The organism is Desulfuromonadales bacterium (assembly GCA_035620395.1).
In the GTDB taxonomy this organism is placed as follows: Bacteria; Desulfobacterota; Desulfuromonadia; order Desulfuromonadales; family DASPGW01; genus DASPGW01.
Window position 1 is genome coordinate 1 of the sequence record DASPGW010000205.1, and the last position, 24,098, is coordinate 24,098.

Sequence of the window (24,098 nt, forward strand, 5' to 3'; positions counted from 1 at the left end):
GATGTACCGCCTGTGTCCCAAGTGCAAAAAGAAGCAGGGCCTTTCCGAGCCCCAATGCAAGTACTGCAGCTACTGGTTCATCTGCCCGACCTGCGGCCACAAGGTTCCGTCGACCAGCATGCTGACCTGTCCCCGCTGCGCCACCAGTCTGCGGTGAGCAGGGTCCCCCCTCCCGACGTCCCCTGACCGAAGGCGTGCCGTCGCAGTTGCGGCGGCACGCCTTCACCAGCAACAGCGGGTTTTGTGACGTTGGACGCCGGCCCTTCCTTTGATAAACTTCTCATGAAGAGAGGCGCGTTCAACCTTTCGTTCCAGAGGTGCGAGGAACCTGGCTTGCTCCAATCTCTGCTCACGATTCTCTTCTGGGGGTTACTGGCCCTTGCCGGCGTGCTTTCCGCGGGCCACGCCCTGCTGAACAAGCGTGATCCCCGCGCCGCCCTCGGCTGGGTGGTTCTGTGCCTGGTGCTCCCCGGGGTTGGCGCCGTCCTCTACTGGCTGCTGGGGGTCAACCGTATCCGGACCCTGGCCCGGGACTGGCAGGCCCGCGGCATGGGGATGCACGGCCGGCAACCCGATTTCTGCCTCTGGGTAGCCGACATGGCGGCCGAGTTGCCGTTTCGCGCCGAGAATTACGCGGCGCAGCTGAGCCTCGCCGATGCGGTAACCCGGCGGCCGCTTCTGCAAGGCAACCGGGTGCAGCCGCTGCACAACGGCGAAGAGGCCTATCCCGCGATGCTCGAAGCCATTGAGGCGGCGCACACTTCGGTCTGTCTGTCGACCTACATCTTCGACTCCGATCGCACCGGCAGGCGATTTGTTGAGACGCTGCGGGCGGCGGCCGCCCGCGGAGTCGACGTCAGAGTGCTGGTCGACGCCCTGGGGGAGCGTTACTCCTTTCCGCCGGCGCGGCGACTGTTACGCAGGAGCGGTGTCCGCATTGCCCGCTTTCTTCCCCCTTCGCTCTCCGAGCGGGGTATCCATATCAACCTGCGCAACCACCGCAAGCTGTTGATCGTCGATGGGCAGGTCGGTTTCACCGGCGGCATGAATATCGGCGGCCGGCACCTGGCCAGCGAGAATAACCCGCGGCGGGTGGTCGACATTCACTTCCGGGTAGAGGGCCCGGTGGTGGGCCAGATGCAGGAGGCTTTTTTCGAGGACTGGCAGTTCACGACCGGCGAGCCAGTGGCCGACATCGATTATCCTGACGCTGCCCCTGATGCCGAGGCGTTCTGCCGCGGCATCAGCGAAGGCCCCAACGAAGACTTCGAGCAACTCACCTGGCTGCTGGTCGGGGCACTCAACTGCGCCCGACACCGCGTCCGCATCATGACCCCCTATTTCATCCCCGACCGTTCACTCATTACAGCCATTAACGCCGCCGCCCTGCGCGGGGTCTCCGTGGAGATCATGCTGCCGGAGAAAAACAATCTCCCTTATGTCGCCTGGGCAACCCGCGCCTATCTCTGGGAGCTTCTCCAGTATGGCACCCGCATCTATTACCAGCCGCCGCCCTTCGTGCACAGCAAGTTCCTCCTGGTTGACGACGCGTATGCCCTGGTCGGTTCGGCCAACCTTGATCCGCGCAGCCTGCGGCTGAATTTCGAGTTCTGTCTGGAGGTTTATGACCGGCGGCTGAACGATGCGCTGGCCCGGCACTTCGACTCGCTGCATGGTCTGTCAAGGGAAGTGTCCCAGGAGGAACTGGACGTCCGGCCTCTGCCGCTCAAGCTGCGCGACGCCTTCGCCAAGCTCTTCTCTCCCTATCTGTAAGCCGACCCGACCCAGGTGCAGCGAGGCAGATTTCGGGTTTGCCCCCCCTAGAGGTTTCCCTTTTTGGACTTCGCATCTTGCACCGTTTTTCTGATAAGCGTATGTTAACTACAAGTGCGCCCTCGACGATCTCCGAATGCCGGGGCCGTTATTCCTTTTCCCGACGCCGACTCGACCAAAAGAGTACCTGCAGATGAAGAAACGAATATTCCTGACTATTCTGGTGTTGATCGCATTGGCCGGCATCCTTGCCGGCATCAAAGCCCTGCAGATCGGCCGCATGATCGATGCCGGTGCCCAGTTCGTGCCGCCGCCCGAAACGGTGACGACGACCGAGGTGCGCACGGAATCCTGGGAATCGCTCCTGACCGCCGTCGGTTCGCTCACGGCGGTGCAGGGGGTAACCGTGGCGGCGGAGATGCCTGGCAAGGTCACGCAGATCGCCTTCGAGCCGGGCACGATGGTACAGAAGGGGGCGCTCCTGTTGAAGCAGGACACCTCTTCCGAGCAGGCGCAACTGCCCGGGGCGGAGGCCTCGGTAACGCTGGCGAAGGCCAATCTGGAGCGTGCCAGGGAGCTTCTGGCGCAGAAGATCATCTCGCAAGCCGAATTCGAGAGCGCCGAAGCCAGTTTCAGGGTGGCCGTCGCTGCCGCCGAGAGCATCCGGGCGACCATCGGCAAGAAAACGCTCCGCGCCCCCTTTACCGGCCGTCTCGGTATCCGCCTGGTCAACCTGGGACAGATTCTCCAAGAGGGGGATCCGGTTGTTTCACTGCAGACCCTCGATCCGATTTACGTCGACTTTCTCCTGCCCCAGCAGCAACTGGCCGCGATCCGCACCGGTTTGCCGGTGCGGGTGACGACCGATGCCTTGGCCGGTCAGCGGATCGAGGGATCCGTCACAACGATCAATCCCGAGGTTGACGCCGCCACCCGCAACATACGGCTGCAGGCAACGGTGTCCAATGCCGGGGGACAGCTGCGTCCCGGCATGTATGTCAATGTGGCTGTGGTGCTCCCCCGACGGGAGCAGGTACTCGCCATACCGGCCACGGCGGTGCTCTATGCCCCCTACAGCGATTCGGTGTTCGTCGTGGAGGAAAAGAAAGCGGAAGCGGGGGGCCAGCCGGGAAAACTGCTGCGCCAGCAGTTCGTTCGGCTCGGTGAGAAGCAGGGCGATTTCGTGGCGGCCCTCTCCGGACTGAAGGAAGGCGAGACGATCGTCACCACCGGGGTGTTCAAGTTGCGAAACAGCCAGGCCGTCATGGTTGACAACACCCTGTCGCCCGAGTTCAAACACGCGCCGAAACCGGAGAACAATTGAAAAGCCAAATTTGCCTGGGTTTGCGCCTTTGATTAAGGTTTTTCCTGTCCCATGAAAATCACCGACCTTTTTATCCGCCGTCCCGTGCTCGCCCTGGTGATCAACTTGTTGATCGTCATCGCCGGATTGCAGGCGATCCGCACCCTGAATGTCCGCCAGTACCCGCAAAGCGAGAACGCCTCGGTTACCGTGACCACGGTCTATGTCGGCGCCAGCGCCGAACTCGTACGCGGCTTCATCACGACCCCGCTGGAGCGGGCCATCGCCGCCGCCGACGGCATCGATTACATCGAATCGCAGAGTTCCCAGGGGCTCTCGACCATCAATGTCCGGCTGAAGCTCAACTTCGACGGGACCAAGGCTCTGGCGGAAATCAGTTCCAAGGTCGACCAGGTCCGCGCCGATCTTCCGCCCGAGGCCGAGGTTCCCGTTATCAACATCGAGTCGGCCGACAGCCAGTTCGCCTCGGCCTACCTCAGCTTCAGTTCCGACCTCCTCCAGCAGAACGAGATTACCGATTACCTCGTGCGCATCGTGCAGCCTCGCCTCTCGGCCATCGAGGGGGTGCAGCGCGCCGACGTGCTCGGCGCCCGCACCTTCGCCATGCGCATCTGGCTCAAGCCCGAGCGGATGGCCGCGCATGGCATCAGCCCGGTTCAGGTGCGCCAGGCGCTGGCTGCCAACAACTACCTCTCCGCCATCGGCCGGACCAAGGGATCGCTTATTCAGGTCAACCTGACCGCCAACACTGATCTGCGCTCCGTACCGGAGTTCAAGCGACTGGTCGTCCGCGAGCAGGACGGAGCTATCGTGCGGCTCGAGGACATCGCCGAAGTCGTGCTGGGTGCCGAAGACTACGACGCCGAGGTGCGCTTCTCCGGTCAGACCGCCGTTTTCATGGGCATCTGGCCGTTGCCCAATGCCAACGCCCTCGATGTCCTCAAGCGTGTCTCAGCCGAAATGGAGGACATCCAGAAAGATTTGCCCACCGGCATGCAGGCGCGCGTCGCCTACGACGCCACCGCCTATATCGACGATGCCATTCACGAGGTGCTCAAGACTCTGAGCGAAACCCTGCTCATCGTGGTGATCGTCATCTTCCTTTTCCTCGGCTCGTTGCGCTCGGCGTTCGTCCCGGTGGTGGCCATCCCCCTGTCGCTGATCGGCGCGGTCTTTCTCATGCAGGCCTTCGGCTTCACCGTCAACCTGCTCACCCTGCTCGCCATCGTTCTCTCCGTCGGACTGGTGGTCGACGATGCCATCGTCGTGGTTGAAAACGTCGAGCGGCACCTGAGCGACGGGCTGAAGCCGCTCGACGCCGCACTGGTTGGCGCCCGCGAGCTGGTCGGGCCGATCATCGCCATGACCATCACCCTGGCGGCGGTCTATCTCCCCATCGGCCTGCAGGGGGGGCTCACCGGCTCGCTTTTCCGTGAATTCGCCTTTACGCTGGCGGGTGCCGTCACCATCTCCGGCATCGTCGCCCTGACCCTCTCGCCGGTGATGTCGGCCCGCCTGCTCAAGCCGGGAATCGAGGAGCACGGGCTGGCCGGCTGGATCGCCCGAGCCTTCAAGCGCCTCCGGGCCGTCTATGGCCGTCTGCTGGACGGCACGCTCAAGACCCGTCCGGCGGTCTACCTGGTCTGGATTGTCGTCTCGCTGCTTGCCGTGCCGATGTTCATCATGGCCCCCAAGGAGCTGGCCCCCACCGAGGACCAGGGGGTGATTTTCGGCATTCTCGACGCGGCGGCCAACTCCACCCTCGATCAGACCAGCCGCTACGCCGCGGCCGCCAACCAGGTGTTTCTCGGCGTTCCGGAAACGGATTTCACCTTCCAGATCACCTTTCCGGCCTCCGGTTTCGGCGGCATGGTCGTCAAGCCCTGGGAGGAACGCGAGCGCACCGTTTTCCAGATGCTTCCCGAAGTGCAGCAGAAACTGGGCGCCATCCCGGGCATCCGGATGTTTCCGGTGACGCCGCCGGCGCTCCCCGGCGGCGGCCAGTTCCCCGTGGAGTTCATACTCGCCTCGACGGCCGAGCAGGACCAGATTCTCCAATTCGCCCAGGAGCTGCAGCTCAAGGCGATGCAGAGCGGGATGTTCGCCTTTCCGCCGCTCATCGACGTGAAGATCGACCAGCCGCAGACGGAATTCGTCATCGATCGCGACAAGGTGGCCGACCTCGGCCTCGACCTGCAGCAGGTCGGCGCCGACGTCGGGGCGATGGTTGGCGGCAATTTCGTCAATCGCTTCGACATCGCCGGCCGCAGCTACAAGGTCATCCCGCAGCTTCAACGCGTCGACCGCCTCAATCCCGAGCAGCTTCAGAATATCTACGTAACCGGTCCGGGAGGCGAACTGGTGCCGCTGTCCACCATCGCCACAACCCGCAATACCGTCGTCGCCCGGTCGCTGAACCGTTTCCAACAGCTCAATGCCGTCAAGATCAGCGGCGTGGCCGTGCGCCCCCTCGACGAAGCGCTGCGCTATCTGGAAGAGGAGGCGGCGAAGATCCTCCCCCAGGGTTACGTGCTCGATTACACGGGCGAGTCGCGCCAGTTGCGCAGCGAGGGGAACAAGTTCCTGCCGGCTTTCGGACTGGCGGTCGTCCTCATCTTCCTGGTGCTGGCGGCGCAGTTCAACAGCTTCCGCGACCCCTTCGTCATCCTCGCCGGCTCCGTGCCGCTGGCGATGTTCGGGGCGCTCGTTTTCACTTTCCTGAAGATGCCCGATCCGAACGTTCCGTTCTGGACGCAGGGGTGGACCACCACGCTCAACATATACTCGCAGGTCGGCCTGGTGACCCTGGTCGGCCTGGTCGCGAAGAACGGCATCCTCATCGTCGAGTTCGCCAACCAGCTCCAGCTGCAGGGGCACTCCAAGCTGGAGGCGGTGCGGGAAGCGGCCCTGACCCGCCTGCGCCCGGTCCTGATGACCAGCGCCGCGACCATCGCCGGCCACTTCCCGCTGGTTCTGGTGAGCGGCGCCGGCGCCGCCGCCCGGAATTCCATCGGTCTCGTGCTGGTCGGCGGCATGGCCGTCGGTACCCTCTTCACGCTTTTCGTCGTGCCGTCGATCTACATGCTCGTCGCTCGCGACCACTCCCTGGATGTTGCCCGCGAGGCCGCCGTCGCCGCCGCCGCGGACGCGACCTGAGCAGCTTCAACCGACCGCTGGAAAAGATCTGCGGACGATAGGTGTGCCAGCCGGCAGTGAAGGAAACCGCATCAGTCGGGAGAGGAAAGGTTGCCGGGGAAAATTTGTTGAACCGAAGGAAAAGAGCCTGCGATGGCAACCGCAGGCTCTTTTCCTTTGCTCGTCGAGGCGAGAAAATTGTGCAAGTAAAATCAGGTGAATCATGCAGGTGCTAATCGTCCTGCCGGGGTGGGCTTTTACTCTTGCCCTCGTCCTTTGCCTTCCGCACGGGAAGGCTGCAGTTTTCGGAAAGTCAGGTCTGCACGCCGAGGCGAGGTAATATCCAGCGGTTGAGAATGTACCAGACGGCGACAATGCCGAGGATGCCGAGCAGTTCCATGGGCGCCTCCTTCATATTAAAGTCAATATATGCGATTTTATATAGGGAGGCAAGTTTTATATCCGCGATGGCCGGGGTTCCCTCTGCCGTGACGGGCACGGTGGGCCAGGCGACCATCCGCTGCCGGTTGCAACCGGATCAGCCGACGGTCAGCTCGTTGACCACATCAAGCACCCCGGGCGTGTACCAGCAGTCCTTCCCGGCGGCCGATTTTTCAATCGGCGAGTCGACGTGTCCGCGCAGGGTGACCACACCCTGCCGCACCTCGATGCGGAATTTCTTGGGATTCACCAGCACGTCCTTCTCCATGATGGTGATGAGGTTGTCTTTGAGCTCCTCGTCGTTGTCCTGTTCCGGCGGGTTGACCACCAGCAGATTGAGGACATTGGTCACCCCGGGAATCCACCAGCAGAGCACTTCTGCGAGGCGAATCTGGGCGAGTGAATGGACGTGGCCGCGCAGGACGACCCCGCCGTCGGGATCGGTTTCGATCGTGATGTTCTGCTCTTCGATGTTGCGCTCCTGAATCAGCGCGTGACGGACGTGCTCGGCGATTTCCAGATCGCCCATGGGGTTGGGAGGAGTCACGCGCAACTGGTCGTCCACGGTTTTTACGCCTTGAATCTGGGCCGCCAGGCGGGGTGCCAGGCGCTTGGCGGCCACCGAGTCGACCGTTCCGCTCAAGGTGACGTAGCCACCTTCACAGTTGATAGCAATGGCGCTGGCGGGCAGGTTGATCCGCAGGTCCCGGGTCAGCGCCCCCTGGATCTGTCGAATGATTTCTTGCGCGGCGTTCATATAGGTGCCTCCGGCTTGCTGGATGGTTGCTCCCCTTGTGACAAGGGGATCTGCCATCAGTTTAGCGCTCTTCCGGGGCTTCTCAAGTGGTCAGAAAAGGAGGACGGGGCAGCGGACGTGGTGCAGGGCATGGTTGGCGACGGAGCCGAAGAGAACGTCGCGGATTTCCCCCAGGCCGCGGCGGCCGAGGATGAGGAGCTCAAACCCTTCGTCGTTGGCAATGTGGCAGATGATCTCGCGGGGAGAACCGAATTCCAGCCGCAGCTCGGTGGACATTCCGGCCCTGGAAAAATGTTCCTGGGTACTGTTGAGCAACTGCTCGCCCGCCCGGCGGGCGTGTTCCCGGATCATCGCCACCTGAAAATCGGGGATCATCCGGTAGGCCAGTCGGTCGAGATCGACGACGTGCAGCAGGGTCAAGGGGGCGGGAAACCTCTCCTTGCGGGCGATGATGGCGTCGATGGTTTTCATCGAGGTCGCGGAACCGTCGACCGGAACCAGGATTTTCGTTTCCATGGAGGCTCTCCGTTGGCGAGTCAGTTCAATTCATGTCAGGGTCAGCCACCGACGCCGTAGACGAGGCGGGGCAGCAGCAACACCAGCCAGGGGCAGTAGGTCAGAAGCAGCAGCAGGGCCACCTGGATCAGCAGGAAGGGGAGAACCGCCCGGCTCACGTAGAGCAGGCCCCGGTCGACCACCGCACCGGAAATATAGAGGCTCACCCCCAGCGGCGGGGTGCAGTAGCCGATGCCAAGGTTGATGGTCATCAGCAGGCCGAAATGCAGCGTGCTGATGCCGAACTTGGCAAGCAGCGGCAGAAAGATTGGCGTCAGGATCAAGGTGGCGGAGATGATGTCCATGAACATGCCGACCACCAGCAGCAGAATGTTCACCGCCAGCAGGAAGGCCCAGGGGCTGCTGAGGTTGGCGACGACGGCGTTGGCGATCTTGTCGGGGATCTGCTCGAAGGTGAGGTATTCACCAAAAACCGAGGCGCCGGCGACGATCACCAGCAGGGTGGCTGAGGTCACGGCCGAGGAAACGACCACCTTCTTCACGTCGCCCAGCTTCATGTCCTTGTGGATGCAGATTTCCACAACGAAGGCATAGAAGCAGGCGACCACCGCCGCCTCGTTAGCGGTGAAGAGGCCCGAATAGATGCCGCCGAAGATCACCACCGGCAGCAGCAGTGCCCAAATGCTCTCGCGAATGACGGCGACCGCTTCCCGCAAGGTTGGGCGCGGCATGGTCTTGAGCCCCTGCCGACGGCAGAAGAACCATGCGTAGAGGGACATGCAGACGATGATCAGGATGCCGGGGATGAAGCCGGTGAGAAAGAGCGCCTCCAGCGGGTCGTTGGTGACCATGGCGTAGAGGATCATGGAAATGGATGGGGGAATGACGATCCCGAGGATCGGCGCCGTCGTCATGATGCCGACACTGAACTCTTCGTCGTAGTGGTTCTCCATGAGGGCGGGAATCATGAAGCCGCCGATGGCGACCACGGTGGCTACGGTCGAGCCGGAGATGGCGCCGAAGAAGCCGCAGGCGAGCACCCCGGCGATAGCCAGGCCGCCGGGGAGGAAGCCGACGAGGACGTTGGCCGTCTTGATCAGCTTCTGAACGATGCTGCCGGTGGTCATGATGTTGCCGCAGAGGACGAAGAAGAGGACGACGATCAAGGCGAACTTGTCCATGCTGCGGTAGAGGACTTCGACGACGATCTGCGGATCGATCCCGACGACCCAGACCAGTCCGACCAGGCCGGTGAAGAAGAGAGCCATGAAGACCGGCACGGTGGCGGCCAGGCAACCGAGCAGCAGGGCGAGGATGAGAATGTAGTTGGCTTCCATCGGTTTATCCCTTTACCCCTTTCCAGTCTTCCACCATGACGATCAGCGTCCGCAAAAACATCATGGCGCCCATCACCGGCAGCACGGCGTAGAAATACCACTCGGGAATCTGCAGCGTTGCGGTGCGGGCGTACTCGTCCTGGTAGACGGAAACGGTCATCTGCCAGCCGAGCCGAAGCATCACTCCGGAAAAGACCAGCACCGCCAGATGACTGATCAGGGTCAGCGGCTTCTTCAGGATCGGGATGATCTGCGGCAGGGCGTCAATGCGGATCAGGTTGCGGCTGCGGATGGCCGCAATGCAGCCGACGTAGGTGGTGAAGAAGATCACCTTGCGGACCACCTCGTCGGACCAGTAGAGATTGATATGCGTGGTTTTGCGCAGTATCACGTTGGCCATCGCCGAAACCAGGGCGGCGGCGACGGCGAGAAACAGGGACCAGTCTTCGACGAAGGCAAAGATCCGATCCACGGTGCGGAAAATCCTGTTCACCTGGAGGCTCCAGAAAAGGGCCGGGGGCTTTGGCTCCCCGGCCCTCGCTGCTAGTGATGAAAGATGGGGTGAAGAACGGCGCGGCTATTTGCTGAGGGTGGTGCGCACCAACTGAAGGTAGTCGGCGCCGATCTTCTTTCCCCAGGTTTCGTAAACGGGGGCGGCAAGTTCGGTCAGCTTCTTCTTGTCCGCATCGGGAAGCGGGTAGAACTGGACCCCTTTGCTCTTGGCGTCGGCAATCTGGGCCTCATGCTGCTGGCGGGTCGCCTGCCGGGTTTTTGCGCTTTCTTCCTCGATGACCTCGAGCAGGACCTTCTGCAGGTCAGGCGGAAGCTGATCGAGCCAGCGTTTGTTCATCAAGTGGATGAACAGCCCCTGGGCGTATTCGACCTGGGTGAAGTGCTTGGCCACATCGAACATCCGCTGGATGTTGCACACGGTGGGAGTATGGTCGAGGCCGTTGATGACCCCGGTCTGCAGGGCCTGGGGAACGTCGGGCCAGGGCATGACGGTAAATTTCAGTCCCCAGGACTTGTAGATATCGGTGTTCACCGGTGCCTCGGCGATGCGGAAATTGACCTTTTTCGCTTCCTCCAGGCTGCGCACCGGGGTGGTGGTGGCCCAGCCATAGGTGCCATAGCCGGTGATATCGGCGACCGTCAGCCCCTGGGAGAGGACGCTGTTCCTGAACTCGCTCCACAGGGCCGGGGTACTGCGGAATTTGTCCAGCTTGTCAAAGGTGTCGACCACGTAGGGGAGATTAACGACCCCCAGCTTGTCGGCGACGTTGGCGGCCGCCACCGAGGAGCAGAGCATCCCCTGGACGGCGCCCAGTTTCAGCTTCTGAATGACATCCCGCTCGCCGCCGAGCTGCGCCAGAGGACGGAAGTCGACGTAAATCTGCCCCTTCGAGCGTTCCCAAACCTTGTCGCGGATGCGGTAGCCCACACCAATCCCTTCGATGGCCGGATGCGACACGTTGGAGAGGATGTAGGTGTACTTGGCGCCACTGGGATCGAACTTCGGCTTCCAGGCGGCCAGGGGGTCGGCCTTTTCCTGCGCCAGCGCCGGAAGGGCGCAGGTCAGGGTAAGCATCAGCAGAACGAGGGTGATTTTTCGCAGCATACGTAACTCCTTTGCACAAAAGTGAATCGGACCGTGCCGGATGAACATCAAGAACGATTATGCTAGTACAAACCTCGTTTTGTTTCAAAGGATTTTGGATTTTTTGCCGGAACCGGCAAAGAAGTTTCTCCATATCAAAATGCATTAAGTTCGGCCAAACGCAGCCGTGGCTGACGGCGAGATCTGTGCCTGAAGTTTGGGCTTGGCGAAGTGGACCGGGAAGCGGCGCTTCCCGGTCGCCCTCGAAAGGAAATGAAGGGAGGCTAGTTGCCGAGCTGGGACCGGACTTTTTGCAGATAGTCGACTCCCACCTTCGGGCCCCATTTTTCATAGACCGGTGCGGAGAGATCGACCAGCTTGCGGCGATCCGCCGGAGCAAGCGTCAGAAACTCGACACCGCGCGCAGTCGCCTCGGCGATTTGTTCCTGCTGTTGTTTCTGCGTCGCCTGCCGGGCGCGGCTGCTCTCCTCCTCGATCGTTTCGATGAGGATCTTCTGCAGGTCGGCCGGCAGCTTGTCGAACCAGCGCTTGTTCATCAGGTGGATGTAGAGGCCCTGGGCATAGTCGAGACGGGTGAAGTACCTGGCCACATCGAACTTTTTAGTGATGCTGCAAACAATCGGCGTATGGTCGAGGCCGTTGATGACGCCGGTCTGCAGCGCCTGGGGGACGTCGGGCCAGGGCATGACGGTGAACTTCATCTCCCAGGCCTTGTAGACGTCGGCGTTGACCGGCGCCTGTGCCACCCGGAAGTTGATCTTTCGGGCCTCCTCCAGGGTGCGGACCGGCGACGTGGTGGCCCAACCGTAGGGGCCATAGCCGGTGAAGTCGACGACCATGACCCCCTGCTTCAGGGCACTGTCGCGGAATTCGTTGAACAACTCGGGCGTCCGCCGGAACTTCTCCAGCTTGTCAAAGCTGTCGATGACGAACGGCAGATTGACGATCCCCAGTTTGTCGGCAACATTGACTGCGGCCACCGAGGAGCAGAGCATCCCCTGCACGGCCCCGAGCTTGAGCTTGCTGATCACGTCCTTTTCACCGCCGAGCTGGGCGAGGGGGCGGAAGTCGACGAAGAGGCGGCCGCCCGAGCGCTCCCAGATCTTGTCGCGGATGCGGTAGCCGACGGCGATCCCCTCGATGGCCGGATGGTCGACGTTGGAGAGAATGTAGGTGTACTGGGCGCCGCTGGGGTCGAACTTCGGTGTCCAGGCGGCCAGCGGGTCGGCACCCCGGCTGCTGCCGGGCGCCAGAAGCAAAGCCAGCAAAGCAAGTCCAGCGAGGGAATTCCGGTACATGCCGCGATCCTTTCTGTCTTGCGAGGAAAAGAAAAAACTAATGTGGGTGTTCGCTGAGAGAATAATCGCCGGCCGTTTACCGGTCAAGGGAAAACTGGGCCACGTTGTACCCGGACAACAGGTGGAAATGTCTGACAATTCAAGGCTTTCTTGTGTCCGGGTGAAATGGAAGTATATTTGACCTGTCGGCTCTGCAGGCGCCGGCATCAGTTGACATTATATTTAAAATCATATATATGTCTTTAGTAATGCATAAAGGGGGTCGATCGGATGCGTCCAGAGGTTCTTGTGCTGATGGGTTTGCTGCTTCTCCCGGCGACGGCGATAGCGGAAACGGTAGAGTTCGAGCAGGCTCTGCGCGAAGCGGTGGCCTTGCGGCCGCAGGCGATGGCGGCGAGGCAGCAGGCGGTGGCCGCCAGGGCGGCGGCCGATGAGGCCGGCAGCCGTTACCTGCCGCGGGCAACGCTGAGTGAAAACCTGGTCTGGACCGACGAGCCGGCCGGCAGCCTCTTCATCTCCCTGAATCAGGAAGACCTTAAGCTGAGCAACACCGCCGATGCCTTTAATGCCCCCCCCTCACGCAAGGACTTCGAAACCCGGCTGACGGTCGAACAGCCCCTTTACGACCCGGATATCGCCTACGGGCGGCGCCGGGCAGAAAAGCTGGCAGAGGCCGCTCTGGCCGGGGCCGAATGGAGCGCCGAGCAGGCCGCCTTCGCCGCCTTTCGGGCCTACCTGGAGGTGCAGCAGGCGGAGGCGGCGCTGGCCTGGAGCGATAGTTCCCAGCGCGAGGCCGAGGAGACCGTTCGCCTGGCCGCCGAACGCCACGCCGCCGGCGTCGGCCTCAAAGCGGATCTGCTGCGGGCCCGAGTCCAGTTGTCCGAGGCTTCGCGGCGCCTGACCACGACGAAAAACGACCAGATCCTGGCCCGCCGGGGGTTGGCTTTGGCGATGGGCAGGGAGAACGGGGACGTGGAGATTGCCGGCACCCTGCATCCGGAGCAGCTGGCAGCACTGGACACGCCCAGGCTGCTGCAGCGTGCCGACCTGCAGGCGGTCGCCCTTGAGGCCGAGGAGGCCGGACTCGCCTGGCGGCAGAGCCGCGCCGCCTGGCTGCCACGGGCCGATCTCTCCGCCTCCTACGCACTGCATGATGCCGAAACGCCCTTCGGGACTGACGCCGGCAGCTGGGCGCTGCGGGCCGGCCTGAGCTGGGAACTGTATGACGGCGGTCGCCGCGGACACAGCCGCCGAGGGGCCGCCGCCCTGAAGCAGGTCGCCGAATCCCGCCGCCTGGAGGCGACGCGCCAGGCTCGGTTCCGGGTGGAGGAGGCACAGCTGCGGGCGGCTGAGGCGAAGGCGAACCTGGAAACCGCCCGCCAGGCGGTGGCTGAAGCCGAGGAGAGCCAGCGCCTGCTGCGCGAGCGCTACGCGGCGGGGCTGGTGGAGCTCTCCGAACTGCTGACGGCGCAGACCGCCCTTGACCGGGCGCGGCTCGATGCCGTGGAGGCCGAGGGCCGGCTGCTGCTGGCTCTGGGCAACATCCGCTTTCAGAGCGGGACCTTTGTGCAGACCTTCCTGCCCCATGAGGAGCCTTCGCTGTGAACAAGACCCTATTCAGTTCTCTCCTTCTCTGCCTGCTGCTGGCCGCCTGCGGCCGTGACATCGAGCCGGGAGCGACCCCGGCGCAGCGCCCCGTGGTTCGTGGTCTGTCGCTGACGACTGTCGCTTCGACCGCGCTGCCCGAAGCCGAAACGTTTGTCGGAACCGTGGAGAGCCCCGACCGCGGCGTGCTGGCGGCACGCATCGACGGCCGCGTGGGGCGCATCGCCGTTCGGGAGGGGGACCTGGTCCAGGCGGGGCAGTTGCTGCTGACCATCGAGGGAAACCCGGCGTCGCACCGGCTGGCTGAAGCCGAGGGAGCGCGAAAGGCGGCGGCGGCCCGGGCGGAACTGGCGGAGCAGACCGCAGGGCGCTACCGCCAGCTCTTCGCCAAAGAGGCGGTGACGCCGCAGGAGATGGACCGTATTAACGCCGAGCTGGAGATGGCGCGGCAGCATCAGCGTTCGGCGGCCGCCGCCGTCGAGACGGCGCGAACCGCCCTCGCCCACACCCGGGTGACGGCCCCCTACGCCGCCCGACTGGTGCGCCGCGAGGTCGAGGAAGGCACGACAGTGCTGCCAGGGACGCCCCTGCTGGCGCTCGATCGTCAGGGCGAGTGGCGGGTGCGGGTGCGGCTCCCCGAAACCCTTTTCGGACGGGTGGGCGAAGGGAACGCGGTCAGCGTCGAGATACCCGCTGCCGGCAAAACCTTCAGCGGCAAGGTGGCCGAGGTCCTGCCGGCGGCCGATCCGCAGAGCCGCGCCTTCGAGGTGAAGGTCGCCATCGTCGATGGCAGCGGCCTCAGCGCCGGCATGTATGCCAGAGTGGGGCTGGCCGGCGGGGCGCGCCCTACCCTGCTGGTGCCGGCCGCAGCGATCGTGCAGCGCGGCCAGCTGAGCGGTCTCTATGTCGTGGAGGATGGCGTCCTGCGCTTCCGTCTGGTGCGGACCGGCCGCCGCCTCGATGACCGGGTGGAAATCCTCTCCGGCCTCTCGGAGGGAGCGACGATCGTCGCCGCCGGTGCGGACCGGGCGCAGCACGGCGCTCGGGTGGAGGAGTGAGCATGGCTGCTGCGAAGCGCTCGCTGCCCACCCGCATCGTCGAGAAGTTCCTCGACGGCAACCTGTCGGTGATTCTGATCGTCCTCTCGCTGCTCGCCGGGGCCGCCGCCCTGCTGCTGACGCCGCGGGAGGAGGAACCGCAGATCGTCGTGCCGCTGGCCGACGTCTACGTGCAGATGCCGGGGGCGAGCGCCGAGGAGGTGGAGAACCAGGTCGCCACGCGTCTGGAGAAGCTGCTCTGGCAGGTGGACGGCGTCGAGTATGTCTACTCCATGTCGCGCCCCGATCTGGCGGTGGTGACGGTGCGCTTCTTCGTCGGCGAGGATCGGGTCGACTCGCTGGTCAAGCTGCACAACAAGATCCAGACCAACCTCGATCTGGTCCCCCCCGGGGTCACCGGCTGGGTCATCAAGCCGGTCGAGGTGGACGACGTGCCGATCGTCAATCTCACCCTGTTCAGCGATGATGCCTCCGACCATGACCTGCGGCGGGTGGCCGAGGAGGTGGTCGACCGCCTGCAGTCGGTGCAGAACACCTCGCTGACGACGGTCATCGGCGGCCGGCCCCGGCTGGTCCGGGTCGAGCTGCAGCCGCAGGCCGTCGCCGCCCGCGGCCTCGACCTGCTCGCTGTCCGGCGGGCTCTGGCCGCCGCCAACCTGGAGCTGCCGGCCGGCAGCCTGCAGCAGGGAAACGAGGAGATTCTGGTGCGGGGGGGGAGCTTCTTCCGCAGCGCCGCCGAGGTTGCAGAGCTGGTGATCGGGGTTTTCGACGGCGCCCCCGTCTACCTGCGCGACGTGGCCAAAGTGACCGACGGCATGGCAGAGCCGCAGACCTACACCCGGCTGCGCTTCGGACCGGCCGGCGACCCGGCTGCGGCAGCCGCCGGCACGGAGCATCAGGCGGTGCACATCGCCGTCGCCAAGAAGAAGGGGACCAACGCGGTCGCGGTGGCCGACGACGTCATCGGCGCGGTGCGCGCCATGCAGGGGACGATCATCCCCGACGGCATCGACGTGCGGGTCACCCGCAACTACGGCGAGACCGCCGACCACAAGGTCAACGAACTGATCACCCATCTGGTGATCGCCGTCGTCACCGTGCTGGCGCTGATTCTGATCGCCCTGGGCTGGCGGGAGGCGCTGATCGTGGCGGTCTCCATCCCGATCATCTATTCCCTCACCCTGCTGGTCAATTACTGGTTCGGCTACACCATCAACCGGGTCACCCTCTTCGCCCTGGTGCTGGCTCTCGGCCTGCTGGTCGATGACCCGATCGTCGACGTCGAGAACATCTATCGCCACTTCAAGATGAAGAAGGAGCCGCCCCGGGACGCTGTCCTGTCTGCCGTCGACGAAGTGCGGCCGCCGGTGATCCTGGCGACCCTGGCGGTCATCCTCTCCTTCCTGCCGATGCTCTTCATCACCGGCATGATGGGGCCCTACATGCGGCCGATGGCGATCAACTTGCCGCTGGCCATGGTCATGTCGCTGCTGGTCGCCTTCACCGTCACCCCCTGGATGACCTACCACGTCCTCAAGGGGGAATACGGCAAGCAGGAAAAGGAGTTCGTCCTCGAGGAGAGCCGCACCTATCGCCTCTACCGGCGGCTGCTCTCCCCCTTCCTCGACGATCGGCGCAAGGGATGGCTGCTGGTCGGGGCGGTGGTGCTGCTGCTCCTCGGCTCCGTGGCCATGCCGGCCCTGAACCTGGTGCCGCTGAAGATGCTCCCCTTCGACAACAAGAACGAGTTCCAGCTGGTGCTCGACCTGCCCGAGGGGACCACCCTGGAGACGACCGACGCCGCCGTGCGGGCGCTGGAGGATTACCTCGGGACGGTCAACGAGGTGACCGACTTCGAGGCCTACGTCGGCACCGCCAGTGCCATGGACTTCAACGGCATGGTGCGTCACTACTACCTGCGGCAGGGGCCGAACCTGGCCGACATCCGCATCAATCTGGCGGCCAAGAGCGAGCGGGCGCAGCAGAGCCACGCCATCACCCTGCGCCTGCGGGACGATCTGACCCACATCGCCCGGCGGCACGGCGCCGAGCTGAAAATCGTCGAGGTGCCGCCGGGGCCGCCGGTCATCGCTACCCTGGCCGCCGAAATCTACGCACAGCCCGGCGTCCACTACGCCGAGCAGATTGCCGCGGCGAAGCTGGTGCGAGAGCGGATGGCGGCGGAGGACAAGGTGGTCGACGTCGACGATACCGTGGAGTTTGCCCAGCCGCGCCTGCATTTTGTCGTCGACCGGGAGAAGGCGGCCCTCTCCGGCATCGCCGATGCCGAGATCGCCCAAACTCTGGCCCTCGCCCTGGGCGGCGAGAAGGTCGGCACCGTGCACGTCGATACCGACCGCAACCCCCTGCACATCGGGCTGCGCCTGCCCGTCGAAGAGCGCTCCTCGGCCGCGGCTCTGGCGTCCTTGTCCGTTCGCGGTCGCAACGGCCAGCTGGTAAGGCTCTCCGAGCTGGGGAGCTTCGTCGAGAAAACTCTGGAGCCGACCATCTATCACAAGAACCTGGAGCGGGTGGCCTACGTTTTCGGCGAGATGGCCGGCAAGAGCCCGGTCAACGCCGTCCTCAACCTCGCCGGGCACTTCGAAGAGAACCCCCTGCCCACCGGCACCCGCGTGGTTTGGAGCGGAGAGGGGGAATGGAAAATCACCCTCGACGTCTTCCGCGAACTCGGCATCGCCTTCGGGGCCGCCCTGGTGCTGATCTTCATCCTGCTGCTGATCGAGACCGGCTCCGTCGGCATGCCTCTGATCATCATGGCCGCCATTCCGCTGACCATGATCGGCATCATGCCGGGCTTCTGGCTGCTCAACCTGGTGGCCGACCGGCCGGTCGGCGGCTACGACACGCCGGTCTTCTTCACCGCCACGGCGATGATCGGCATGATCGCCCTGGCCGGGATCGTGGTGCGCAACTCCATCATTCTCATCGACTTCATCCATCACGCCCTGCGCCGAGGCGCGCCCCTCAAAGAGGCGATCATCGAAAGCGGTGCGGTGCGTCTGCGGCCCATTCTGCTCACCGCCGGCGCGGCGCTGCTGGGCAACTGGATCATCACCCTCGACCCGATCTTCTCGGGCCTCGCCTGGGCGATCATCTTCGGCGTCTTCGCCTCCACCGCCTTCACCCTGGTGGTGATCCCCGTCGTCTACTGGCTCATCTACGGCCGCAAGGCCGCCGAACACGAGAGGAGATTCAAGTCATGACCGTTAACCGCTACCTGCGCCTGACCGCCGGCTTCTTCATTGTGCTCAGCGTGCTGCTGGCGCATCTCCATTCCCCCCACTGGCTCTGGTTCACTGCCTTCGTCGGGCTCAACCTCTTCCAGAGCGCCTTCACGGACTGGTGCCCGATGATGACGCTGCTGCGCAGGCTGGGGGTAAGGGAGCAGGCGTGAGGTGTCGAGGTGGGTCCCGGATCCGCCCTGCCGGCTGGCGGCAGTAAATTCGCGCGCAAAAAAAGGCGTGGTCCCTGGACCGCGCCTTTTCCCAAATCCGGCTGGACCGCTACGGGCATTTCAGCGAAGGGTCTGCCTTGTCCCCTCCTGCTGTTTGAAGGCGCCGGCCAGATCGCGAAGAAGTCCGGCCAGTTTCTCCAGTTGGGCGATCTCCTGGAGGATGACCGCCGCCCGCTCGGCGTTGCTGGACAGCCGCTTCTCCGAAGTGGCAAAGTGGCTGAAGACGCGTTGGGCGGTGGCCATCTGAAAGCGGGTTGCTTCGTTGATCGCCTGGACCTGCGTCTCCCGATCGGCCAGCCCTTTGCCGAACTCGCGGTTCGCCCTGACCTGCTCGTCCATGCCTCGGGCGATCTGATCGGCGGCGCTCTTCATCTGGCTGACCCCCTCCTGAATGCGGACGATGGCGATCTGCTGCTCCTGCATGGCCCGGGCGATGGCCCTGACCGAACGCAAACTGTGCCCGGCATCATCGAGGAGAGCCTTTGCCCGCGCCCCCTGTTTGCCGGTCTGCTCGGCAATCTCTTCGGAGGCGGCAGAAGCCTGGCTCGCACTCTCGACGATCTTGCCCAGAGCCTCGCCGGTGGAGAGCGAGAGCTGTTTCCCCTTGGCGATGCGCATCCCGGTCGCTTCGACCGCCTCCGTGACTTCCCGGGTGTCGCCGCCGATCGCCTGGACAATCCGCTGGATGTCCTGGGCACTGTTGGTGGTGCGGTCGGCCAGATCGCGAATCTCTTCGGCAACCACGGCGAACCCGCGCCCCTCCTCGCCGGCCTTGGCGGCGATGATGGCGGCATTGAAGGCGAGCAATTCCGTGTCGGAGACCAGTTCCCGGATGACCTCGATGATCTTGGCCACCTCTCCCGTCTGCCGGGAAAGGCGCTGCATGGCCGTCATGGCCCGCTGGCTTTCCCCTTCGATCCGTTCCATCTCGTCCATGGAGTCCTTGACCACGTGCAGCCCGCTTTCGGCGTCCTGCTTGACCGTGCCTGCGGCCTGTGCGCTGGCAGCGGCGCCGGCACGGATTTTCACCAGGGAGTCGCCGATGTCGTCGAGGTCACGGGCCGTCCCTTCGACCGACTGAGCAATCTCGTCGGCCTGGGCAGCGACCTCGAGAACACTCGAAGCCATCTCGTCGACACTGGTGGTCGTCTCGAGGAATTTGGCATTCGAGTGTTCCATCGCCTCGGACATTTCCTCCAGGGATGCGGACAACTCGCGGGAGATGGCGGCCTCGTCCTGGGCCCGGTCGGTCAGCGTCTGCACCTGCGCCATCACCTGTTGCTGCTTCTGTTCCATGCTTTCGACGTCGGTGCGGGTGCTGCGCGCGGCGGCGAGGCCGTCATGGGCCCGCTCGGAGAGATAGCGACTCGATTCGGCCAGCGAGCGGAAGTGCGGAGCGAAGGTGTCGACCGTCGTCAGCAGCTTGCCGATCATCGCCTCGACCTGGCCGACCGACGTTTCAAGGGCCGCATGCAGGTCTTCTACCGTATCGCCGCGCGAGGTGATGTCTCCGGCCAGCGGGCGCAGCAGTTCCAGCTGTTGACGCAGCTGGCTCTTGAGGGTGATCCTGACGAAAAAAAAGAGCGCTGCGCCGACGCCGACGCCCATGGCCAAACAGCTGAGGAAGAAGGGCCAGTGCAAGGCCGCGGGTCCGACCAGTGGCGAAACGATGAAGGGGAAAAGGCTGCCGGCTACCAGGCCGGTCAGGTGGGTAGCGAAAAAGACTTTCTTCAGATAGGAGATTTTGACGAATTCGAACATCTTAAGACACACTCCCTGTCGGCGCAAAGTGCATTCTTTTTGTGGAAATTCAGGGTGTTAGCCATAACATAGAACGGCGGACATGGCAAGTGGTAAAAAATCCCCCATCTTTCCCTGGCCGCCCTCCCTGTGCTAGCATGGATCACCATGAGGGATGCTGGCCCGCTGCTTTTCGATACGCATGTTCACCTCGATGCTTCGCCGCTGGCCGAGGGTCTGGAAGAGGAAGTGCGGCGAGCCCGCCTGGCGGGCATCGGATATTTCGTCGTCCCCGGCGTCGAGCGGCCGGGATGGCGACGGGTCCTTGAGGTCGCGCAGACGGTCCGTAGCGCCTGGGCGGCGCCGGGCCTGCACCCGCTCGCGGCCGGCGAGTGGAATCCGGAGTGTGAGCGGGAACTGCAGCGGCTGCTCGTGGAGCCGAAGGTGGTGGCGGTCGGCGAGATCGGCCTCGATGCCCTTCTCCCCTCCCCTTCTCTGGCAGTGCAGGAACAGGCGTTTCGCGCCCAATTACGACTGGCGATAGCGGCTGGCCGGCCGGTGCTGATCCACTGCCGCCAGGCGACGGAGCGATTGCTGCGGATTCTGCAGGAGGAGGAGGCGAAACAAGTCGGGGGGATATTCCATGCCTTTTCGGGCAGCCTCGAGACGGCCCTCCAGGGGACCCGCCTCGGTTTCGCCATCGGTGTCGGCGGCACGGTGACCTATCCCAACGCCCGGCGCCTTCCCGAGGTTGTGCAAATGGTGCCGGCCGAGTGGATCGTCCTCGAAACTGATGCTCCCGATCTGGCGCCACACCCCCATCGTGGCGAGATCAACCGCCCCGCCTGGCTGCCGCTGGTGGCGCGGCGGGTGAGTGAGATTCGCGGCTGGAGCGAGACGGAGACGGCCCGTATCACCACGGAGAACGCCAAAAGAATTTTGAAGATTTTGTAGGGGCAGGGCTTGCTCTGCCCTGGGCGCGGCAAGCAGCGCCCCACCTCCCCTGACCCGAAGGTTTTTCACCCTATGAAACAGCATCGCTTGAGTCGTATGGAACTGCTGGTCGGCGAAGCCGGCATGACCCGCCTGGCCGGCGCTTCGGTCGCCGTCTTCGGCGTCGGCGGCGTCGGCAGCTATGCCGCCGAGGCTCTCGCCCGGGCCGGGGTGGGGCGGCTGACCCTGGTCGATTTCGACGACATCTGCCTGACCAACGTCAATCGCCAGATCCATGCCCTCGACGGCACCATCGGCCGGCCGAAGGTACAGGTGATGGCCGAGCGCTGCCGGGCGATCAACCCGCAGGCGCAGATTGAGCCGGTCAAGGCTTTCTACGAGGCGGCCAACTCGGCCGAGCTGCTCGACCGCAGCTTTGATTACGTCCTCGACTGCATCGACCACATCACCGCCAAGCTCCACCTGATCCAGAACTGCAAAGAGCGCGGGTTGCCGGTCATTTCTTCGATGGGGGCAGCCAACAAGCTCGACCCGACCAAAATTGCCGTTGCCGATCTCTTCCATACCCAGAAGTGTCGTCTCGCCCGCATCATCCGCAAAGAGTTGCGCCGGCGGGGCGTCGCCTCCGGGGTCAAGGTGGTCTTCTCCACCGAAGAGTTCCGCCCCCTGGGCGAGGCGACGGCCGGCTGCGCCGAGGACTGCGTCTGCCCCAACCGCGAGGAGCAGCGCTGGAGTTGTACCGACCGCCGGGTCATCCTCGGCAGTTCCTCCTATATCCCGCCCCTGTTCGGTCTGACCATGGCCGGGGAGGTGATCCGCAGCCTGCTCGGGGAGTAGGGGATGGATCTGCCCTTCGCCCTGCAGGCCGTTGCCCTGTTCGTCCTCGGCGCCTTCACCGGGGCGGTCAACGTGCTGGCGGGGGGCGGCTCGCTGCTGACCCTGCCGCTGCTGATCTTTTTCGGACTGCCGGCCACTGTGGCCAACGGTACCAACCGGATCGGCATTCTGTTCCAGAGCGTCACCGCCATCGGCGGCTTTCGCCGCCAGAAGATGTTGCCAGCCGGCCTGGCGTTACTGTGCACCGTCCCGGCCGTGGTTGGCAGTTACCTCGGCGCCCGACTGGCGGTCGACATCGACGATGCCCTGTTCCAGCGCCTGCTAGCGTTCATCATGCTCGGCGTTCTCGCCTTCGTGCTGCTCGATCCGGTGAAAAGGCATCGGGTCGAGCAGGTCCATTTCACGCCTCTGCGCACCGCGGTACTCATCGTCTCCTTCTTCGTAATAGGCATCTACGGCGGCTTCGTGCAGGCGGGAGTCGGCTTTCTGATCATCAGCGGGCTCCTCGCCCACGGTCTCGACCTGGTGCGCATCAACGCCGTCAAGGTTTTCGTCACCCTGGTTTTCACTGTCGTCGCGCTGGTTGTCTTTGTCGCTCACGGGCAGGTCAACTGGCCGCTGGGGCTGGCCCTGGCCGTCGGCAATGCCGCCGGCGGCTGGCTCGGCACTCACATGGCGATCAAAAAGGGACACGACTGGCTCAAGAAGGTCGTCTCCCTGATCGTCTTCCTCTTTGCCCTCAAGCTGCTGTTCGGTTGAGACGAAACGTGTCCTGCGCTGGAACGTGGACCGTTTTCCCTCTTTTCGGTCCGGCTTTTTCATGGACAGAAAACGGCTCGGCGGGGCGCGATATGGCTGCTTGACTTTCGAACCAGATGTGCTTGAATCAAAGCAAGCTGTTCAACCCTTTGACAAGGAGGCAAGTGCATGAAAGGACTCAGAATAACGGCTCTGTGCGGAGGCTGCGTGCTGCTCCTCGCCGGCGCGGCGTTCGCCGGCCAGGCCGCGAGCAACACCGGCTGCGGTCTCGGCACCATCCTCTGGGGGAACAAGGCCGACAATTCGGTCTTCTCCCAGTCGCTGCAGGCGACCACCAACGGCATCTTCGGCAACCAGACCTTCGGCATTACCTCCGGCACCCTCGGCTGTGATCAGCCGGCGAATATCGCCGCCAGCGAGCGTCTGATGGAGTTCACCGTCGCCAACATGGACAGTCTGGCGCGTGACATCGCCCGCGGCGAAGGGGAGTCTCTCGCAACGCTGGCCGAACTGCTGGCCGTTCCGGCCGAGAACCGGGGCGAATTCTACGCCAACTTGCAGGGGAATTTTGCTGACATCTTCATTACCGGTGAGGAAAGTGCGGCCAACGTCCTGGACCGCATCGTCGTTGCCAGCAACTAGATGATCTGTTCGGCATCCTGCAGTACCGAACCGCAGCGAAAGGCGAGGCGGGGGGGGTGGTTTTTCCTCCTCTGCCTCGCTTTTCTGTGTCTGCTGACCCCGGCCGCCGCCGTTGCCGGGCAGGCGGCAGGCGGTTCCTATCTTGCCGCACTTCTCGCGCAGGCACAGGAGCGTCAGCTCCACCGTGAGCGCTATTGGCATATCCTCCTGCATTACCAGCCGACGCTGGCCGGCGGCGTCGAGAGTCTGATCGACGACCCCCATTTTTTCCTCGGCGCAGATGGCAAAACCGATCCCGCTGCAGAGCTGGCGGCGACGCTCACCGCCTTGTTCAGCGTCCCGGGGGCGGGAGAGGAGGATCCCCGCTGCCGGTTCGTGGCCCGCGACGCCTGGCTGCGGGAGCGTCTGGGAATTGATCCCTTCCGCCTGCCGCCAGCGGACTGCAGCGAGTTTGAGCAGGCCCTGGCCAAGGTTGATCCGCGGTCGGCAACCCTGATCTTCCCCGGGAATCACAACAACAGCCCTGCCTCGATGTTCGGCCATACTCTGATCAATATCGATGGACCCTACCAGAGCCGTCTCCTCTCTTACGCGGTGAACTATTCGGCCTTCACCGACGAAAGCAACGGCTTCGCTTACGCCGTCAAGGGGATCTTCGGTCTTTACCGGGGCTACTACTCGATCCTCCCTTATTACGTGAAGGTACGGGAATACAACGACCTGGAGCGACGCGACGTCTGGGAATACGCGCTGAATCTCACGGCCGAAGAGGTTGCGAGGATGTTCCGGCACATCTGGGAGCTGCGCGATATCTATTCCGACTATTTTT

At 63.8% G+C, this 24,098-nt stretch carries 19 protein-coding genes; 12 read left to right on the forward strand and 7 right to left on the reverse strand.

Annotated features, from left to right (window positions below; translation table 11 throughout):
• Positions 1-333 precede the first annotated feature (333 nt).
• The 3 genes from cls to VD811_11215 all read left to right on the forward strand — a co-directional run bounded on the left by cls (position 334) and on the right by VD811_11215 (position 6,253).
• Positions 334-1,773, forward strand: a complete 1,440-nt coding sequence (cls, locus tag VD811_11205) for a cardiolipin synthase (GenBank protein ID HXV21539.1) — start codon at positions 334-336, stop codon at positions 1,771-1,773.
• A 193-nt stretch (positions 1,774-1,966) separates the two neighbouring features.
• Positions 1,967-3,097 carry an efflux RND transporter periplasmic adaptor subunit gene (locus VD811_11210; protein HXV21540.1) on the forward strand — a complete coding sequence of 377 codons (1,131 nt, stop codon included), beginning with the start codon at positions 1,967-1,969 and terminating at the stop codon, positions 3,095-3,097.
• Between the two features lie 51 nt (positions 3,098-3,148).
• Positions 3,149-6,253 (forward strand): efflux RND transporter permease subunit, encoded by a 3,105-nt coding sequence (locus VD811_11215; GenBank protein HXV21541.1) that lies wholly within the window; start codon positions 3,149-3,151, stop codon positions 6,251-6,253.
• Positions 6,254-6,770: 517 nt separating this feature from the next.
• Here VD811_11215 and VD811_11220 read toward each other — a convergent pair.
• The 6 genes from VD811_11220 to VD811_11245 form a co-directional block, all read right to left on the reverse strand.
• Complete coding sequence (locus VD811_11220; GenBank protein ID HXV21542.1) at positions 6,771-7,430, reverse strand: BON domain-containing protein; 660 nt, start codon at positions 7,428-7,430, stop codon at positions 6,771-6,773.
• 90 nt (positions 7,431-7,520) lie between these two features.
• Positions 7,521-7,946, reverse strand: coding sequence for a universal stress protein (locus VD811_11225; GenBank protein HXV21543.1), 426 nt, complete (start codon positions 7,944-7,946; stop codon positions 7,521-7,523).
• Positions 7,947-7,987: 41 nt separating this feature from the next.
• On the reverse strand, positions 7,988-9,283 hold the full coding sequence (locus tag VD811_11230) for a TRAP transporter large permease (GenBank protein ID HXV21544.1): 1,296 nt from the start codon (positions 9,281-9,283) through the stop codon (positions 7,988-7,990).
• 4 nt (positions 9,284-9,287) lie between these two features.
• Complete coding sequence (locus VD811_11235; protein ID HXV21545.1) at positions 9,288-9,776, reverse strand: TRAP transporter small permease; 489 nt, start codon at positions 9,774-9,776, stop codon at positions 9,288-9,290.
• A gap of 84 nt (positions 9,777-9,860) precedes the next feature.
• Positions 9,861-10,901 carry a TRAP transporter substrate-binding protein gene (locus VD811_11240; GenBank protein HXV21546.1) on the reverse strand — a complete coding sequence of 347 codons (1,041 nt, stop codon included), beginning with the start codon at positions 10,899-10,901 and terminating at the stop codon, positions 9,861-9,863.
• Positions 10,902-11,164: 263 nt separating this feature from the next.
• Positions 11,165-12,199 (reverse strand): TRAP transporter substrate-binding protein, encoded by a 1,035-nt coding sequence (locus tag VD811_11245; protein HXV21547.1) that lies wholly within the window; start codon positions 12,197-12,199, stop codon positions 11,165-11,167.
• 270 nt (positions 12,200-12,469) lie between these two features.
• On the opposite strand from VD811_11245, the gene VD811_11250 reads away from it, so the two are divergent.
• From VD811_11250 to VD811_11265, 4 genes are read left to right on the forward strand one after another with little or no spacing between them, the layout of a single operon-like run.
• Positions 12,470-13,804, forward strand: a complete 1,335-nt coding sequence (locus VD811_11250; protein ID HXV21548.1) for a TolC family protein — start codon at positions 12,470-12,472, stop codon at positions 13,802-13,804.
• Entirely contained in the window at positions 13,801-14,862 is a 1,062-nt protein-coding gene (locus VD811_11255; protein ID HXV21549.1) for an efflux RND transporter periplasmic adaptor subunit, read from the forward strand. Before VD811_11250 ends, VD811_11255 begins: the two co-directional genes overlap by 4 nt.
• Before the next feature lie 2 nt (positions 14,863-14,864).
• The gene (locus tag VD811_11260) at positions 14,865-18,086 is read left to right on the forward strand and encodes an efflux RND transporter permease subunit (GenBank protein ID HXV21550.1); all 3,222 of its coding nucleotides are present in this window, start codon (positions 14,865-14,867) and stop codon (positions 18,084-18,086) included.
• Complete coding sequence (locus VD811_11265; GenBank protein ID HXV21551.1) at positions 18,083-18,277, forward strand: DUF2892 domain-containing protein; 195 nt, start codon at positions 18,083-18,085, stop codon at positions 18,275-18,277. Before VD811_11260 ends, VD811_11265 begins: the two co-directional genes overlap by 4 nt.
• 120 nt (positions 18,278-18,397) lie before the next feature.
• On the opposite strand, the gene VD811_11270 is transcribed toward VD811_11265, so the two are convergent.
• Positions 18,398-20,098 (reverse strand): methyl-accepting chemotaxis protein, encoded by a 1,701-nt coding sequence (locus tag VD811_11270; GenBank protein HXV21552.1) that lies wholly within the window; start codon positions 20,096-20,098, stop codon positions 18,398-18,400.
• A gap of 147 nt (positions 20,099-20,245) precedes the next feature.
• On the opposite strand from VD811_11270, the gene VD811_11275 reads away from it, so the two are divergent.
• The 5 genes from VD811_11275 to VD811_11295 all read left to right on the forward strand — a co-directional run.
• On the forward strand, positions 20,246-21,031 hold the full coding sequence (locus VD811_11275; GenBank protein ID HXV21553.1) for a TatD family hydrolase: 786 nt from the start codon (positions 20,246-20,248) through the stop codon (positions 21,029-21,031).
• Between the two features lie 72 nt (positions 21,032-21,103).
• On the forward strand, positions 21,104-21,868 hold the full coding sequence (locus VD811_11280; GenBank protein HXV21554.1) for a tRNA threonylcarbamoyladenosine dehydratase: 765 nt from the start codon (positions 21,104-21,106) through the stop codon (positions 21,866-21,868).
• A 3-nt stretch (positions 21,869-21,871) separates the two neighbouring features.
• Positions 21,872-22,627, forward strand: coding sequence for a sulfite exporter TauE/SafE family protein (locus tag VD811_11285; GenBank protein ID HXV21555.1), 756 nt, complete (start codon positions 21,872-21,874; stop codon positions 22,625-22,627).
• Between the two features lie 168 nt (positions 22,628-22,795).
• Positions 22,796-23,269, forward strand: a complete 474-nt coding sequence (locus VD811_11290) for a DUF3015 family protein (protein HXV21556.1) — start codon at positions 22,796-22,798, stop codon at positions 23,267-23,269.
• Positions 23,270-24,098 (forward strand): DUF4105 domain-containing protein (locus VD811_11295; GenBank protein ID HXV21557.1); only part of this gene is annotated, 829 nt, incomplete at its 3' end.

What these genes read in the sequence shown, in the direction of transcription:
- VD811_11275 (HXV21553.1), top strand. Translation starts at nt 20,246, where the DNA reads ATGAGGGATGCTGGCCCGCTGCTTTTCGATACGCATGTTCACCTCGAT.
- VD811_11225 (HXV21543.1), bottom strand. Translation starts at nt 7,946, where the DNA reads ATGGAAACGAAAATCCTGGTTCCGGTCGACGGTTCCGCGACCTCGATG.
- VD811_11290 (HXV21556.1), top strand. Translation starts at nt 22,796, where the DNA reads ATGAAAGGACTCAGAATAACGGCTCTGTGCGGAGGCTGCGTGCTGCTC.
- VD811_11285 (HXV21555.1), top strand. Translation starts at nt 21,872, where the DNA reads ATGGATCTGCCCTTCGCCCTGCAGGCCGTTGCCCTGTTCGTCCTCGGC.
- VD811_11220 (HXV21542.1), bottom strand. Translation starts at nt 7,430, where the DNA reads ATGAACGCCGCGCAAGAAATCATTCGACAGATCCAGGGGGCGCTGACC.
- VD811_11240 (HXV21546.1), bottom strand. Translation starts at nt 10,901, where the DNA reads ATGCTGCGAAAAATCACCCTCGTTCTGCTGATGCTTACCCTGACCTGC.
- VD811_11250 (HXV21548.1), top strand. Translation starts at nt 12,470, where the DNA reads ATGCGTCCAGAGGTTCTTGTGCTGATGGGTTTGCTGCTTCTCCCGGCG.
- VD811_11215 (HXV21541.1), top strand. Translation starts at nt 3,149, where the DNA reads ATGAAAATCACCGACCTTTTTATCCGCCGTCCCGTGCTCGCCCTGGTG.
- VD811_11270 (HXV21552.1), bottom strand. Translation starts at nt 20,098, where the DNA reads ATGTTCGAATTCGTCAAAATCTCCTATCTGAAGAAAGTCTTTTTCGCT.
- VD811_11245 (HXV21547.1), bottom strand. Translation starts at nt 12,199, where the DNA reads ATGTACCGGAATTCCCTCGCTGGACTTGCTTTGCTGGCTTTGCTTCTG.
- VD811_11230 (HXV21544.1), bottom strand. Translation starts at nt 9,283, where the DNA reads ATGGAAGCCAACTACATTCTCATCCTCGCCCTGCTGCTCGGTTGCCTG.
- VD811_11210 (HXV21540.1), top strand. Translation starts at nt 1,967, where the DNA reads ATGAAGAAACGAATATTCCTGACTATTCTGGTGTTGATCGCATTGGCC.
- VD811_11265 (HXV21551.1), top strand. Translation starts at nt 18,083, where the DNA reads ATGACCGTTAACCGCTACCTGCGCCTGACCGCCGGCTTCTTCATTGTG.
- VD811_11260 (HXV21550.1), top strand. Translation starts at nt 14,865, where the DNA reads ATGGCTGCTGCGAAGCGCTCGCTGCCCACCCGCATCGTCGAGAAGTTC.
- VD811_11280 (HXV21554.1), top strand. Translation starts at nt 21,104, where the DNA reads ATGAAACAGCATCGCTTGAGTCGTATGGAACTGCTGGTCGGCGAAGCC.